The organism is Neobacillus sp. PS3-12 (assembly GCF_030915385.1).
Lineage (GTDB): Bacteria > Bacillota > Bacilli > Bacillales > Cytobacillaceae > JAEVLT01.
Genome location: NZ_CP133268.1, coordinates 3,596,860 through 3,612,318 on the forward strand (window position 1 = coordinate 3,596,860; position 15,459 = coordinate 3,612,318).

Consider the following 15,459-nt stretch of genomic DNA (forward strand, 5'->3'; position numbering starts at 1 on the left):
GAAATGAAGAAAAGAGAAGTGCGTTATGAAACTTACAAAACGGAGGATGCAGAAATCATTATTGTAGCCTATGGAACCATTGCTCGAATTGCCCTGAATGCCATTAAACATGCAAGGCAGGCGGGAATGAAGGTGGGGCTGATCAGACCGATTTCTCTCTGGCCATTCCCGGAAAAACCATTCGTCGAAACCAGAGAGAATGCTAAGGTTTATATCTCCATTGAAATGAGCGCAGGACAGATGATTGATGATATCAAACTTGCAGTAAATGGATATGCACCAGTAGAGTTTTTCGGACGAACCGGTGGAGTGGTTCCGACTCAAGAAGAAATCTACCTTAAACTGATGACGGTTGCCGGGGTGTGTTAGCATGAGTTCCAAAACCTTATTTAAAAAAACAACAGGATTGACGGAAAAGCCTACCCACTATTGCCCAGGCTGTACACATGGAGTGATTCACCGCCTTGTCGGCGAAGTTTTAGAAGAGATGGATATTTTAGAAGATACGATCGGTGTTGCTTCAGTAGGATGTTCCGTCTTGGCCTATGAGTATTTTAATTGTGATATGACCCAGGCAGCCCATGGACGGGCTCCCGCTGTTGCAACTGGAGTAAAGCGGGCCTTGCCAGATCGATTTGTCTTTACTTATCAAGGAGATGGCGACCTCGCTTCGATTGGAATGAGTGAAGTGATTCATGCGGCGGCAAGAGGAGAGAAGATTACTGTTATTTTTGTTAACAATGCGATATACGGAATGACCGGCGGGCAAATGGCTCCCACTACATTAATTGGACAAAAAACAGCAACATCACCATATGGTCGTGACGAAAGCGTCCAAGGGTTCCCGATCAGGGTTTGTGAAATGCTAGCCACATTGGATGGAGCAGCATACATTGAAAGAGTGTCTCTCCATGACGTACCGCATATTATGAAAGCGAAAAAAGCGATTCGAACAGCTTTTGAAACGCAGAAAAACCGACTCGGATTTTCGTTGATTGAAGTGTTGGCAACATGTCCGACGAACTGGGGTCTTTCCCCTCAAGAAGCACTCCAATGGGTTAAGGATCAGATGATGCCAGTTTTTCCACTAGGTGTTTACAAAAACAAAAACGCAGGTCAAGAGTAAAAGGAGCGATTAGGGATGCTGGAAGAAATCATTATCGCTGGCTTTGGCGGTCAAGGGGTTATGTCAATGGGACAACTTCTTGCTTATGCGGGAATGCTGGAAGGAAAACATGTTTCCTGGCTTCCTTCATATGGCCCGGAACAAAGAGGGGGAACCGCAAACTGTTCGATTGTGGTGAGTGATGAGCCAGTAGGCTCACCCGTTGTTTCAAGACCATCGACAGCTATTATCTTGAATAATCCTTCATTTGAAAAATTTGAACCGCATATTCGGCCAGGAGGATTACTCATTCTTAATTCATCATTGGTTACCCGAATAACCACACGAGAAGATATTAAGGTCATTGAAGTACAGGCCACTCATGTGGCAAATGAGTTAGGAAATTCAAAAGTAGCCAATATGATTTTACTTGGAACATACTTAGCTAACGTACCATTTATTTCATTACATTCCGTGGTTCAGTCTTTAAATAAAGTATTATCACCAGAAAAAAATCATTTAATAGAATTAAACATTAAAGCTCTCGAGAAAGGCGCTACATTTGTCCTTGAACATATATCTTAAACTAATAGGCCTAAGCCATTGACGATTTTTTGCAGGAATTTTTTTTATGCTGCTGCGTTTGGCTTAGGCCTTTTGTTGTACATACTCCTAAATAGTTAACACAAAATAAATAAAGTGTGATTCAATGCACTTAATTGATAATCATTTTCAATTACAATGAAGTCAATCAAGTAATTAGGAGGAAATTCATCATGCAAATGCAATCCGTTAAAGCCTACCAAGAATATAATGAGGAAAAATTTACAAAAAGAGTCATTTTTAATAATGGAGAAAGCACAGCATTTGTTCTGAACTTTATGCCTGGACAAAAACTTCCCGCTCATAAGCATCCAGGGGCAGAGGTTTATCTTTTCGTTTTAAACGGAAATGGAACGATCATCATTGATGGAAAAGAGACAGAAGTGACAGCATCGGATTTAACTCACACAAGTGATAAAGAAGAACTGGCATTTACAAACAGCGGAAGTGAGCCTGTCAGCTTGTATGTTGTAATCAGCAAAGTGCCAAATCAAGAATATGCAAAAGATATTTAAAGCCAGCGATTAAGCTGGCTTTTTCTCTTTTTGTTTGGCTTTAATCCCGAAAAACCACCAATTCCAATCACCCAGCAGTTTCATTAATGCAGGGACCAGCACCATTCGAACAATGGAAGCATCTATGAAGATAGCGGTCGCAATGCCAACGCCAAGTTGTTTAACTGGCATCACACCGGTAAAAGCAAAGGCCCCAGTTACAACAATCATGATTGCCGCAGCTGAAGTGATAATTTTACTTGTATAGGTCAATCCTGACACTGTGGCAAAACTATTGTCACCTGTATTTAAATAAAATTCTTGGATCCTGGATATCAAGAAAACTTCATAATCCATTGACAAGCCAAACACAAGGCTAAATACAAATACTGGCAGAATGAGTGCGATATCCACCGGCTTCATTCCAAAGTGGCCCTGTTGGTAAACCCAAACGACAATTCCAAATGTACAGCTAAGGCTCAACACATTCATCAAGATTGCCTTTAGCGGAATTAACAAGGAACGAAAGGCTGCCATTAAAATGATGAAGGTAGTCCCAAATATGAGTAAAAGTCCATAAGGAGCCTTATTAAAAATTTCATCAAAGATTTCTTGTTCAAACTTTATTTGACCGCCAAAATAGGTTTTTAAGGGCAGATCCTTGTTTGCCCAATTCCTTACCCAAGTGCGGTTCTGTGAGCTATTTTCTGTTTTTAAATAGGTTTCAACCATCATTTTGTTATCCCTGACATAATAAGCTAATAATGGCGTTAGTTGTTGTTTGTTCCCATATGAGAGAAACTGTGAAAGTTGGCTTGCGCTTTTTGCTTTTGTCACCGAAAAAAGGGAATCAACCTGATGAATAAGATGATCTTTTTTTAGTTTATTAATCAACTGAAAAGCCTTTTCTAGATTGGCAGTATCCAGCATTTTTCCTCTGGATTGCAGCACAATCATTATTTTTTTCTCATCAACCTTTTCCTTCGGAATAAACTTGTCCTTAAACGTTTCATAAGCAATTCTTGAAGAATAAGTTTCCGGTAAAGAATCAATGCCGGGGATTTTTAAATTCATCTCCCTAGCCGGAATAAGACCTGCCAGGAGAATGATCAAGGCTGTTATCGTCATTAGAACTGGCCTTTTCATCACATACATGGCAAATGAATGCCAAAAGGATGAAGGTGTATCCTTGATTCGAAACAAGCTAAATTTATTAATGCCGTGTCCCATAAATGATAACAGTGCTGGAAGAAAAGTAATGGCTGTGAGAGCAGAAACAAAAACGACCGTCATCCCGCCTAAAGCAACATTTTGAAAAATATCAATTTTGATAAATAACAAACCCGATAAGCCAATAAAGACGCAAAGTCCAGAAAAAATAATTGAACGGCCAGCGGTCGATACTGTTATTTGAATTGCTTCATTAAGTGCATTTTTATTTATCTCTTCTTTAAAGCGATTAATAAAGAGAAGGGCAAAATCAATACTAAGTGCTAAACCAATCATGGGCACAATATTCAAGATAAAAATAGATAAATGGGTGCTGAGACTATAAAAATAGACAATTCCCATTGTTGAAAGGATCGATACAACCCCGATAATAAGTGGAATCGCTGCTGCCACAACCCCGCCAAAGGCCAGAATCAATACAAATAAGGCGATAGGCAGCCCAATCATTTCTGCTTTTGCTAAATCCTCCTGGCTTGCCTTATTTAAATCTTGAACGATGACAGGCTCTCCGGTCATTGTGACAGTAAGACCTGGTTTATTTTTTAACTTTGAGCGTAACCAATTTATTTCTTTACCAAGGTCTTCCGAACTCTTATCAAAGGCTAAAATACCATAGGCATATCGATCTTTCATCATTTCTGCATGACCAAAAGGCATGGTAGTGATTTTAATACTATTTAAACCTTTGATGTTATTGAATGTATCTTCAATAAATTTTATCCATTCTTGATCTTTTATTTGTTTATCATGATGAAAGAGGAGGATAATGGAGGATTTTGGCTGACCGAAGTCCTTTTCTAAAAGACTGTTTGTCTGTTTGTATTCACCTTGATACTCGAAGCCATTTCCACTGAGAACGGTCGGCAGCTTTAAGGCGAAAAATCCAAATCCTACAATTAGGAATACCCAAATAAAGAGTACCCATTTCCGTTTTCGAAATACAGTTTCTCCTAGTTTTTGCAGCAACAGTTTCCCCCCTTTAATTGAATCATACCCTAAATATCTAATTGAATTCTTGGCAAAAATTTTAGAAAAATAATAATTTATACAACACTTTTTTTCTGCAATAAGGAAATAGTAAGGACAATTAAAATTTTTTAAAAAAGGCATATCAGTTTAAGATAATTTGTTATAGTTAAAATTGGGAAATTTATTATGATTTTTTTAGGTAAAAATAAAAGGAAAGGAAGTAATCATAATGACTCAAAATGTAGCTCGTATGATTGACCATACATTATTAAAACCAGATGCGACAGAAGCTGAAATCGTTAAGTTGGTAAATGAAGCCAAACAATATTTGTTTGCTTCTGTTTGTATAAATCCTGCATGGGTAAAAACGGCAGCCGATTTGCTTGTTGATACTCCAGATGTAAAGGTTTGTACCGTGATTGGTTTTCCATTAGGAGCCACAACAACAGAAACAAAAGTGTTCGAAACAAAAAATGCCATTGAAAATGGTGCAACAGAGGTTGATATGGTTGTTAATATCGGTGCACTTAAGGACAAACGAGACGATTTTGTGGAACAAGATATCCGTGCAGTGGTTGAAGCAGCGAAGGGAAAAGCATTAACCAAGGTTATTATTGAAACCTGCTTGTTATCTGAGGAGGAAAAGATAAGGGCTTGTGAACTTGCTGTTAAGGCAGGAGCCGATTTTGTAAAAACTTCAACTGGTTTCTCAACAGGGGGCGCCACCGTGGCTGATATCCAATTAATGCGAAAAACAGTTGGTCCAAACCTAGGTGTAAAAGCTTCTGGCGGGGTTCGCAGCCGCGAGGATGCTCTAGCGATGATCGATGCAGGGGCAACAAGAATTGGTGCAAGTGCTGGCATTTCCATCGTTAAAGGAGAAACATCGACCGCAAATTATTAATTAGAGAAAAAGAGGGCTGGTCATGAAAGAGGTTTTCTTAGCTTTAGTAGCTGGTTTGCTAGTTGGAATTATTTTTAAGTTCCTAAAGCTTCCGATTCCTGCTCCCCCAGTTTTAACGGGAGTCATTGGGATTTTTGGCGTTTATTTTGGCGGCATTATCGCTGACTGGATTGGAAAGCTTATACATTAAAGATGGATAAGAAAGATGGACCAATGGGTGGGAGTGATGAGAATGGAAGAAAAAGAGCTGATAGGCGAAGCAATGAAGGCAAGGGAATTAGCTTATGTCCCCTATTCAAAGTTCAAAGTAGGAGCAGCATTGGTATCAAAGGACGGACAGGTCTTTCATGGCTGCAATATCGAAAATGCAGCGTTTAGTGTAACCAATTGTGCAGAAAGAACGGCATTATTCAAAGCATATTCTGATGGAGTGACATCATTTGAAACTCTTGTTGTTGTAGCTGACACGGATGGACCGGTTTCTCCGTGCGGGGCATGCCGACAAGTCATTTCCGAGCTTTGTGATGCAAATATGGAAGTCATTTTGACCAATTTAAAAGGGGATATTCAGAAAACGACGGTTGCTAAACTTCTTCCGGGCGCTTTTTCGCCAAAGGACTTAAAATAACGAGCGGGAAAAATCCCGCTCGCTTCTTTTTTACATATCGTGCCCATACTATCAGCTTTCCTTTTGATGCCGTGAAACAAACGGGTTTCCGCTTACCCAAAAGCGCCATGGATAATCCTTTGCTTCTCCGGTATTTTCAATCCCGATTCTTTTCCCATGAGAAATGGGTACTGGAGTTATTCCCTTACTAATAAATAAGGGTGGCTCCCAAAAAACGCGTCCATAATCACCCATGGTAATCCCTAATGCTTTTGTCAGCTTTCCTGGTCCGTTTGTAAGATTTCGCTCGGTTGTCATTTTTCTTCTGGCTGATATTAATTCGATGCCGAATAATGGCTCCAAGGCTCTGATTAAGACAGCTTCAGGTTCATCCACACCTGCGCTGACAACATTAATTAAGCAATGGGTATGCATTTGGTATGTATAAACATGCCCTGCCTTAGCAAACATAATTTCGGTTCGCTTTGTCCTGCGATTTTGATAACTGTGCGCCGCACGATCGATTGGTCCTCTATAGGCTTCTGTTTCGACAATAAACCCTGCTGCCATCCCCTCAGGCGTTTCTTTGACCAATACACAGCCTAGCAAAGATTGGGCTAAATCAATCGTAGACTTTTGAAAGAAACTACTGGAAACAGGTACTATTTCATTTATGGCAGGCTTGGATTGATTTAGCTTCACATTTAAAACCTCCAGAATACATCTTTTTAAAAGGAGAAACATCAATGAAAACAATTGGATTTATCGGAGCTGGAAAAATGGCTCAGGCGATGATTTCGGGTATCCTACACACAGACTTACTATCTCCAGAAAATATCATAGCAAGTGCTTTTACGGAAAAAACGCTAATGACAATCAAACAAAAATACCAAATAAGAATAACAAAGATTAATCAAGAGGTTGCCAAATTTGCTGATATTCTCATTTTAGCAGTAAATCCCAATGTTCATACAAAGGTAATCAATGAAATTAAAGGATTAGTCAAACCAGACTCCATTATCATTACCATTGCTGCTGGAGTTACACTTGAAGATTTAAATAAAGCATTCGGACGTAAACTTAAATTTATTCGTACCATGCCCAATACTCCATCATTGGTCGGAGAAGGAATGAGTGTTCTTTGTCCTAATGAGAACGTTGACTCGGAAGACTTAGAACAAGTTGTACAATTATTCAATTCTTTTGGAAAAACTGAATGCCTTACGGAGTCATTAATGGATGCCGTTCCTGCGATTAGTGGTTCTTCTCCTGCCTATGTATATATGTTCATTGAAGCAATGGCAGATGGAGGTGTTCAACAGGGAATACCAAGGAGCCAGGCCTACCGATTAGCAGCACAGGCTGTTCTTGGTGCAGCCCAAATGGTTTTAGAAACAGGAAAACATCCTGGCCAGTTAAAAGACGATGTCTGCACTCCAGGGGGAGTAACAATAGAAGCTGTGGCAAGTCTTGAAAAAAATCAGTTTAGAGGAGCAGTCCTTTCAGCAATGAAAGAATGTACGGATAAAATCAAAAAACTATGAAAAAGGTCCAGATTGGATCTTTTTTCTTCCTCCATAAAAAATACTTATGTAAAGAATATAATTATGTTACTAAAGTTTTTTTAAAATCCCCTCCCATATATCTTTTCATATTTCATTCCTTTATGATTGAATCATTTCCTTTTTCATAATAAACTGAAATCATATAGGTCTATTGGATTATTTTTGGAGTGTTTTTTAATAAATCCAACTTTTGGAGTGTAGAAAATGGGCACTGAAGATAATGAAAATTCACTGTTTCAAAAAGTCAAATCTCGTGATGAAAAAATCCCGCTTATCCAAATAATTGATGACGACATTACCATGCTAATTTTCTTAAAGGATGCTCTTGAAGAAAAAGGATGGATTGTTATTGCCAATACTTCATTAGACAATGCCGTCTCACAGTATTTTGATGTGAATCCGGATTGTGTCATAATTGATGTTCATTTATCGAAGACAAGCGGATTCAAAATATTAGAGGACCTTCAAAATACTAGAAAAATGTTTATACCAAAAATTATGATTAGTGCGGTGGATGACAAAGAAACGAGATTAAATGCTTTTCGGAAAGGGGCAGATGACTTTATATCTAAGCCCATTGATGTAGAAGAGCTGGTGGTCAGAATTGAGAGTCATTTAAAACGTAAACAAATCTATGAGCAATCTGTTTTGATGGATGAACTGACACAATTGTATAATCGTAAATTTCTTAAGGATGTATTTCAAAGTAATATAAATGAGCTTAAACGAAATGATCAATCATTCAGTTTAGCCATCCTGGATATTGATCATTTTAAAAAAATAAATGATCAATTTGGCCATCTAGTCGGGGATCATGTACTTTCCAATTTTGCTGCATTTCTAAAAGAAACAACAAGAAATTCTGATACAGTATTTCGATTTGGCGGCGAAGAATTTGTCATCTTGTTTTCCAATACAAATCTTTCTCAGGCATTCGAGATTGTATCAAGACTTTTAGAAGAATTTTCTGAAAAGAGTTTTCAAGTTAACGGAAAAAATTTTAGGGTTACTTTTTCTGCTGGGGTTCATACGATTTTGACAAATGGAGAGACTTTAGAGACTGCCCTCGACGTGGCTGATCAGGCATTATACAAAGCAAAACAATCTGGAAGAGCCAGAGTAGAAAGTAACAATCAGCTTGTAAAGGATGTCCCTAAAAGAAAACTGTTTATTTCTGTCATTGATGATGATGCGATCATACGTCAGATGCTAGAAAAAATCTTACAATCGATGAAAATTGACCATTATGAAGTAAATGTACAGGCGTTTGCGAATGGCTTAACCTTTTTTCAATCCAACAGGCTTTTAGAGCAGGGGCAGCATTTCTTAATACTTGATGGAATTATGCCGGAAATGGATGGCCTCGAAATCTTACAGAAAGTAAAGGGTAGCCATTATGAACATAACATTCTGGTATTAATGCTCACTGGCAGAAAAAACCAAGAAGATGTTGCCCAGGCATTAAAATATGGCGCTGATGATTATATTACAAAGCCTTTTAATATTTCTGAACTTCAGGCCAGAATGGAACGGCTCATTTATCGAATAAAATAAGCTCTTATAAATCAAAAAAGGTTCTTTCGAATGGGCCTTTTTTGACAAGCAAAAAAACAGGGAATTGTCCCTGTTTTTTAGAAAATGAGATTAATGATGTGATAAATAATTCCTGCTAGTAATGCTGAGATTGGAAGGGTAATGACCCAAGTAATCAACATCCGCTGAGCGGTCCCCCATTTGACTCCTTTAAGACGGTGAGAAGACCCTACACCTAAAATTCCTGAGGAAATAACATGTGTCGTACTTACAGGCAAATGAACATACGTAGCTCCAAATATAATAAATGCTCCCGTTAAGTCTGCAGCGACTCCATTGATTGGGCGGATTTTCATGATTTTTCCGCCAACTGTTTTAATAATTTTCCATCCTCCAATGGATGTTCCAAGCCCCATTGCACACGCACAGGCAACCTGGACCCATAATGGAATATCCGTTGAAGTTACAAAGCCATTGGCAATTAGGGCCATGGTAATGATCCCCATTGATTTCTGGGCATCGTTCGTACCATGTGAGTATGATTGCAAGGCGGCAGTCAGGATTTGAATAATCCGAAAAATGCGATTCGTTTTTGTTAAATTATAGTTTCTAAAGATTACCTTAAAGATACTGTATATGATAAAGCCTACGATAAATGCCAAGATAGGAGAGATCACTAAACCTTCAATAATTTTTAAAAATCCTGCATATTTTAAGGCTGCAAATCCAGAAGCGGCAATGGCAGCTCCGGCAATGGAGCCGATAATCGCATGTGAAGAACTACTTGGAATCCCGAAATACCAAGTAATTAAGTTCCATGCAATGGCGGAAAGTAGAGCGGCGAAGATCACTGCATGTCCATTGTGCATTTTAAAAGGATCAATAATATCAGACGTAATGGTTTTAGCAACTCCAGTAAAGGTTAGGGCACCTACAAAGTTCATGGTAGCCGCTAAAAGAATGGCATGTCGCGGCTTTAACGCTTTTGTAGAAACAGATGTAGCAATTGCATTGGCTGTATCATGGAAACCATTAATAAAGTCAAAAAGAAGAGCACCAATAACAATCAAAACTGTTACAATTAATAAACTACTCATTTTAAGACTCCTTATGCATTTTTCATAATAATGGTTTCTAGAGTATTGGCCACGGTTTGGCAATAATCTGCGATGTCTTCTAGTGTCTCGTAAATTTCTTTATATTGAATAATTCGGATTGGATCTTTTTCAACGGTGAACAGATGTTTAATGGATTGTCTTAAAATATTGTCACATCTTGATTCATAATCCTTTATTTTAATCGCATGTTCTCTGATTTGAAGTAATTTTTTATTGGATAATAATCCGATTGCTTTATCAATTTCATGGACACTGCCTTGGATGGATTCCACGAAATTAAGCATGAACTCATCTGCTTGTGTCATGGAGTACATTTCAAATAGGGCGGCACAAGCCTCAAGTCCATCTAATACATCGTCCATACTCATGGTAAGTTGCAGGATGTCTTCACGTTCAATTGGTGTAATAAAGGCATCATTTAACTGTGTGATGACTTCATGGACAAAAATATCACCTGTCGTTTCATATTCCTTCATTTTTTCAGAAAAAATCTTTAAGTCACTAACATTTTTTATTTTATATTCTGTAAAAAAATTTGCACTTTCCTGTAAATTAGAGGAAATTTTGTTGAGCAAAACATTAAATTTATCATCTTTTTTAAAAGCCATAGTCTAACCCCCGTATTTCATTTTCATCCAACGTAATATTGTACCAAACGAGAATAATTTTATATGAAATAGAGTAGAAATAGAAACAAAATTAATTAGATTTACAAAAACTTAACAAAAGAAAATTCGGAATTATATATAAATGTATCGTGATTACCATTCATTTTTTCCTAAACAACAACCTAGATCCATGGTAATTGATTTGCCCTAAGAAGATGGATAAAAAAGGAGCGAATTACTGATGAATGCAATCTGTTTTTTTTTGATTATTTTCGAGGAAAAAGGGTAATTTAACTGTACAAGCAGTAACAAGGAAAAGACCAATTGGCTCAATTGGTTTTTTACCATTTAAATGCTTGGAACGAAAAAAAGTTAACATTATGAAATAATTAGTCAATGCTGAAGGAGTGTTAAAATGGGATTTCTGTGGTCCTTAATAGTCGGAGGAATAATTGGCTGGTTAGCAGGTATGGTTGTTGGTAAAGATGTACCTGGGGGTATAATTGGAAATATAATTGCTGGATTTGTAGGTGCATGGTTAGGAAACCTAATATTAGGAAACTGGGGTCCGCATATAGCCAACTTTGCCATCATACCGGCAGTTATTGGTTCGATTGTCCTTGTCCTCTTGTTAAGTCTGATCTTAAGAGGATTCAGGAAAGCCAGCTAATGGATAATAAAATGGAGCATCCATCTATTTGGATGCTCCATTTTTTTTAGCTAATAGGAAATTATAAATTTTTATCAAAAATTTAAAAATTTCCTATGTCGCACGACGGACAGGATGTCCTAGTCAGGCGAGTGCCACAGGACGTGGCACTCTACGAGCCTGGCAAGTGCAACTACGCCTCTGTCTTCGCCCTTAGGGGCTCGCCAATCGGCGAGTTTTCTTTAGATTTCATCTATGTTAATTCCTTTAAATATAGGTGGTTTATCAATAAATGGAGCATGGCAGATAATTTTTTCATCTGTGATGGGATGCAAAAATTCAAGCTTTGCTGCATGTAATGCCTGCCGCTTAAATAGAGAGCCACCACCATAAAGAACATCCCCTGCTAGCGGGTGACCCAAATGACTGAAATGCACCCGAATTTGATGTGTTCTTCCTGTATCAAGCCAGCATTTTATATATGTATGTTTTGCTGCTTTATCAACCCGAAGCACTTGAAAATGGGTGATGGCTTCCTGTCCGGTAGAAGATACACGCCTTTTGGTTGCATGATGGCGGTCACGACCTATAGGTTCTTGAATCGTTCCTCTTTTTGATGATAAAGTTCCATTAACAATGGCGATATAGGTGCGTTTGATTTTTCGCTGCTCAAGCATACGGTCGAGGATGGCCCCCGCAAAAGAATGTTTTGCAAAAAGAATGGCCCCAGTTGTATCACGGTCCAAGCGGTGTATATGGCGAATGTTACAAAATTCACCCTTAGCCTGTAAATAGTACAATGCTGCATTCAATAGTGTATCTGTTTCTAATTCAATATTGTTTGGGTGTGTCGAAATAAAAGCAGGTTTATTAAATACCATTAAATGATCATCCTCATAAAGGATCGGAATTTCATGGTAAGTGGGAGAAACTTCACCGAAATAATCTTCAAATAAAAGAACCATTAGTTTATTTCCTTGAACCAATGGCAAATTCCAGTTTGGCTTATTTCCGTTTAGTAAAACCTTGTTTTCCATTTGAAAGTGATAAATTAATTTTTTTGGGGCTTCCCAAAGCTTACGAAAAAGATCATCAATGGTCATGTCATTCCATTCAGGAGGAACAATGATTTCGAGCCACTTTCCCTTACGTTCTGTCTTTAACATTCGAACTCCTTTCGCCCAGGGGCAAGGCTTTTTAAAAGCTATAGTAACTCTTACTCCGTGGTTATAATTACCACGCATTTGAAGGGTTATTTTATGTTATTCTTTACTTATATTTTACGATAAAAACTTATGATGGCAAAGGTGGGTTAATAGTGAAGATAGTTTTTGCCTCCACACCGAATCAGGAGGAAGAAATCAGCGAGCTTGTACAATACATTTATTCAAATGTATTTCCACTTTATTTTGCTGATGAGGAAATTAGAGAATTCGAACGTTTAGGAATTTTAAACACTTATTACGATCATAGCGAAGATTTTAGCACATTAAAAGATGCATTTCAGGTAATGGCTAGCCTTCAGACAGTCATTTCTGTACTTGAACTGCCAAATCTGGATCGTGAATATACCAGCCTATTTAACAAAAATGTAGAATATCTAGAGAAGTTTGGATTGTCTTTTCCGTTTCATTATGAGCAATTTATAGTAGCAAAAAATATGAAAAAATGTATATTTAGTGTTTATACTAAAGCCGCTAATGAAATGCTAATATAAAATAGACAAAACGCCTGTGACCCAGGCGTTTATTTTCAGTTTGGAATAAAAACCGTTGTACTTTCAGAATGTCAAAATATAAAATAAAGGATGGTATAGAATAATTTGGCTGTAAAATAAGAAGTGTAGGATAATCTTACAGCGGGAATGTTTATTTATTAGGAGGATACCAAATGGACTGGAAAGAAAATGCGAATAGATGGATGGAGTATAAAAATCTGGATCCAGAATTAAAAAGTCAGTTAGAAGATCTCGCAAAAGATGAAAAACAACTAGAAGAAGCTTTTTATAAAAATCTGGAATTCGGTACTGGGGGTATGCGGGAGAAATTGGTGCTGGAACGAACCGTATGAATGTCTATACCGTTCGTAAGGCTTCAGCCGGTTTGGCAGCATACATAGAAGAACATGGGGAAGAGGCAAAAAAACGTGGCGTTGTTATTGCTTATGATTCCCGTCACAAATCACCAGAGTTTGCACTTGAAGCAGCAAAGACCTTGGCAACTCGTGGTATTCAAACCTACGTTTTTGATGAATTACGTCCAACACCTGAATTATCTTTTGCTGTTAGGTATTTCAATGCCTTTTCAGGAATTGTAATTACAGCAAGCCATAACCCGCCTGAATATAATGGCTATAAAGTATACGGATCTGACGGAGGACAATTAGCGCTTGAACCTGCTGATCAACTTGTGGCAAAAGTTAATGAAATCGAAAATGAATTGGTCATTGAAGTAGATCAAGAAAAGCCGTTACGTGATGCTGGTTTAATTATCACGATAGGTGCTGAGATTGACCAAGCTTATATCGAAAAGTTACGGACCATTTCTGAGAATCCGGACCTTGCGCAAGAGTCTGATATCAAAATCGTCTATACGCCGCTTCATGGCACAGGAAATAAACCTGTGCGAAATGCGTTAACAGCGTTAGGATTTAAAAATGTTTATGTTGTGAAAGAACAGGAGCTTCCAGATGCGGAATTTACGACGGTCAAAAGCCCAAATCCAGAAGAACATGCTGCTTTTGAATTGGCTATTCGGGATGGGAAAGAGATTGGTGCAGATTTATTAATTGCCACAGATCCTGATGCAGACCGTTTAGGAATTGCTGTTTTAAACAATGAAGGGGAGTACCAGGTTTTAACAGGGAACCAAACTGGGGCCTTATTACTGGATTATCTTCTAAGCCAAAAACAAGCAAAAGGCATACTTCCGAAAAATGGTGTTGTTCTAAAGACAATTGTAACATCTGAAATTGGAAGAGCGATAGCAACGAGTTATGATTTGCCGACCGTTGATGTTTTAACAGGCTTTAAATATATTGCTGAAAAAATTAATGAGTATAAAACAACAGGCGACCATAACTTTTTGTTTGGTTATGAAGAAAGTTACGGCTATCTGATCGGTGATTTTGTTCGCGACAAAGATGCTGTTCAAGCAGCAATCTTAGCCACTGAAGTATGCGCCTATTACAAAAAACAAGGGATTTCCCTTTATGAAGGTTTAATGCAAGTATTTGAAAAATACGGTTATTACCAAGAAGGTCTCCGTTCGCTTACCTTAAAAGGAAAAGAAGGAGCTGAAATGATCCAGCAAATTTTAGCCTCTTTCCGTTCAGAGCCATTAAAGTCGCTTGGCAGCTTAACTGTTCAGGCAAGTGAAGACTACCAAACCAGTCTTCGATTAACAAGTGACGGAAAAGAAGAACCAATCGACCTGCCTAAATCAAATGTATTAAAGTATATATTTGAGGACGGATCATGGGTATGCCTGCGTCCATCCGGAACAGAGCCAAAAGTGAAATTCTATTTTGGAGTCGACAGTAAAAGTCTTGAGGAAAGCAAACAAAAATTAAATGAAGTTTGTCAGAACTTTATGGACCTAGTTGACCAAAAAATGAAAAAGGTTAAAGAAGCGAATTAAATACAAGAAAAAACACGGTTTCCAATTGGAAGCCGTGTTTTTATTTGGTGGTGGAATTCTTTTGTCCGGTTGTAAAAGATTCACAGCACAATAAAGTGTATCAACTCGTTAATCTAGGAAAGACTATACAACGTTATAGGGTCCATATCCTGTTCAATATTTTCATTTGCGTGGTCGATGTAACGTAAAAGTGAATTAAGCTTTTTCTCAATAACGGAGTAGTCTTTTTCAAAATTATAAGCATGCAGGAAATGCTCAATTTTTTTAGATAAGAATTGGTCTTTTGTTCTTACCATCAATATTAATAAGTTATCCCATTCCGATCGGTGCGTATAATACAACGCTTGATCATAATCCATTTTATTCATTATTAAATTCTCCTCCTTAAATATAGGAGTTGAGTATAGTGTATGAGTTTCTGCAAAGAACTTTCACA

General features: G+C 37.8%; 17 protein-coding genes and 1 pseudogene. 12 read left to right on the forward strand and 6 right to left on the reverse strand.

Features of this window, described 5'->3' with window-relative positions; genetic code table 11:
• The first annotated feature begins 3 nt into the window (after positions 1 to 3).
• The 4 genes from RCG17_RS18205 (at position 4) to RCG17_RS18220 (ending at position 2,223) form a co-directional block, all read left to right on the forward strand.
• Positions 4 to 369, forward strand: coding sequence for a transketolase C-terminal domain-containing protein (locus RCG17_RS18205; protein ID WP_308175882.1), 366 nt, complete (start codon positions 4 to 6; stop codon positions 367 to 369).
• Position 370: 1 nt separating this feature from the next.
• The gene (locus RCG17_RS18210; RefSeq protein ID WP_308171515.1) at positions 371 to 1,126 is read left to right on the forward strand and encodes a thiamine pyrophosphate-dependent enzyme; all 756 of its coding nucleotides are present in this window, start codon (positions 371 to 373) and stop codon (positions 1,124 to 1,126) included.
• 15 nt (positions 1,127 to 1,141) lie between these two features.
• Positions 1,142 to 1,690 (forward strand): 2-oxoacid:ferredoxin oxidoreductase subunit gamma family protein, encoded by a 549-nt coding sequence (locus RCG17_RS18215; RefSeq protein ID WP_308171516.1) that lies wholly within the window; start codon positions 1,142 to 1,144, stop codon positions 1,688 to 1,690.
• Between the two features lie 191 nt (positions 1,691 to 1,881).
• Complete coding sequence (locus RCG17_RS18220) at positions 1,882 to 2,223, forward strand: cupin domain-containing protein (protein WP_308171517.1); 342 nt, start codon at positions 1,882 to 1,884, stop codon at positions 2,221 to 2,223.
• Positions 2,224 to 2,232: 9 nt separating this feature from the next.
• Here RCG17_RS18220 and RCG17_RS18225 read toward each other — a convergent pair whose 3' ends face one another.
• The gene (locus RCG17_RS18225; RefSeq protein WP_308171519.1) at positions 2,233 to 4,398 is read right to left on the reverse strand and encodes an MMPL family transporter; all 2,166 of its coding nucleotides are present in this window, start codon (positions 4,396 to 4,398) and stop codon (positions 2,233 to 2,235) included.
• A 232-nt stretch (positions 4,399 to 4,630) separates the two neighbouring features.
• Between RCG17_RS18225 and deoC the strand changes: the two genes are divergently transcribed.
• The 3 genes from deoC to RCG17_RS18240 are packed head-to-tail and all read left to right on the forward strand — an operon-like array spanning position 4,631 to position 5,933.
• The gene (gene deoC / locus RCG17_RS18230; protein ID WP_308171520.1) at positions 4,631 to 5,305 is read left to right on the forward strand and encodes a deoxyribose-phosphate aldolase; all 675 of its coding nucleotides are present in this window, start codon (positions 4,631 to 4,633) and stop codon (positions 5,303 to 5,305) included.
• Positions 5,306 to 5,327: 22 nt separating this feature from the next.
• The gene (locus RCG17_RS18235) at positions 5,328 to 5,495 is read left to right on the forward strand and encodes a XapX domain-containing protein (protein ID WP_308171521.1); all 168 of its coding nucleotides are present in this window, start codon (positions 5,328 to 5,330) and stop codon (positions 5,493 to 5,495) included.
• 42 nt (positions 5,496 to 5,537) lie between these two features.
• Complete coding sequence (locus tag RCG17_RS18240) at positions 5,538 to 5,933, forward strand: cytidine deaminase (protein WP_308171522.1); 396 nt, start codon at positions 5,538 to 5,540, stop codon at positions 5,931 to 5,933.
• 51 nt (positions 5,934 to 5,984) lie between these two features.
• On the opposite strand, the gene RCG17_RS18245 is transcribed toward RCG17_RS18240, so the two are convergent.
• Complete coding sequence (locus tag RCG17_RS18245) at positions 5,985 to 6,614, reverse strand: DNA-3-methyladenine glycosylase (RefSeq protein WP_308171523.1); 630 nt, start codon at positions 6,612 to 6,614, stop codon at positions 5,985 to 5,987.
• 44 nt (positions 6,615 to 6,658) lie between these two features.
• On the opposite strand from RCG17_RS18245, the gene proC reads away from it, so the two are divergent.
• Entirely contained in the window at positions 6,659 to 7,456 is a 798-nt protein-coding gene (gene proC, locus RCG17_RS18250; protein ID WP_308171524.1) for a pyrroline-5-carboxylate reductase, read from the forward strand.
• 225 nt (positions 7,457 to 7,681) lie between these two features.
• On the forward strand, positions 7,682 to 9,031 hold the full coding sequence (locus RCG17_RS18255) for a GGDEF domain-containing response regulator (protein WP_308171525.1): 1,350 nt from the start codon (positions 7,682 to 7,684) through the stop codon (positions 9,029 to 9,031).
• A 77-nt stretch (positions 9,032 to 9,108) separates the two neighbouring features.
• Here the strand turns inward: RCG17_RS18255 and RCG17_RS18260 are convergent, their stop codons facing one another.
• Both RCG17_RS18260 and RCG17_RS18265 read right to left on the reverse strand, forming a co-directional pair.
• Positions 9,109 to 10,107: an inorganic phosphate transporter gene (locus tag RCG17_RS18260; RefSeq protein WP_308171526.1), complete on the reverse strand. Its 999-nt coding sequence runs from the start codon at positions 10,105 to 10,107 to the stop codon at positions 9,109 to 9,111.
• A gap of 11 nt (positions 10,108 to 10,118) precedes the next feature.
• Positions 10,119 to 10,736 (reverse strand): DUF47 domain-containing protein, encoded by a 618-nt coding sequence (locus tag RCG17_RS18265; protein WP_308171527.1) that lies wholly within the window; start codon positions 10,734 to 10,736, stop codon positions 10,119 to 10,121.
• Positions 10,737 to 11,151: 415 nt separating this feature from the next.
• Here RCG17_RS18265 and RCG17_RS18270 point away from each other — a divergent pair, with 415 nt between their 5' ends.
• Positions 11,152 to 11,406 (forward strand): GlsB/YeaQ/YmgE family stress response membrane protein, encoded by a 255-nt coding sequence (locus tag RCG17_RS18270; protein WP_308171528.1) that lies wholly within the window; start codon positions 11,152 to 11,154, stop codon positions 11,404 to 11,406.
• A 221-nt stretch (positions 11,407 to 11,627) separates the two neighbouring features.
• Here RCG17_RS18270 and RCG17_RS18275 read toward each other — a convergent pair whose 3' ends face one another.
• Positions 11,628 to 12,551 (reverse strand): RluA family pseudouridine synthase, encoded by a 924-nt coding sequence (locus RCG17_RS18275; RefSeq protein ID WP_308171529.1) that lies wholly within the window; start codon positions 12,549 to 12,551, stop codon positions 11,628 to 11,630.
• A 152-nt stretch (positions 12,552 to 12,703) separates the two neighbouring features.
• On the opposite strand from RCG17_RS18275, the gene RCG17_RS18280 reads away from it, so the two are divergent.
• Together RCG17_RS18280 and RCG17_RS18285 are read left to right on the forward strand one after the other, a co-directional pair.
• Positions 12,704 to 13,102 carry a YhcU family protein gene (locus tag RCG17_RS18280; protein ID WP_308171530.1) on the forward strand — a complete coding sequence of 133 codons (399 nt, stop codon included), beginning with the start codon at positions 12,704 to 12,706 and terminating at the stop codon, positions 13,100 to 13,102.
• 173 nt (positions 13,103 to 13,275) lie between these two features.
• Positions 13,276 to 15,023 (forward strand): annotated as a pseudogene (locus tag RCG17_RS18285) (phospho-sugar mutase).
• A gap of 113 nt (positions 15,024 to 15,136) precedes the next feature.
• Here RCG17_RS18285 and RCG17_RS18290 read toward each other — a convergent pair.
• Positions 15,137 to 15,391 carry a YhdB family protein gene (locus RCG17_RS18290; protein WP_308171531.1) on the reverse strand — a complete coding sequence of 85 codons (255 nt, stop codon included), beginning with the start codon at positions 15,389 to 15,391 and terminating at the stop codon, positions 15,137 to 15,139.
• Between the last annotated feature and the right edge of the window lie 68 nt (positions 15,392 to 15,459).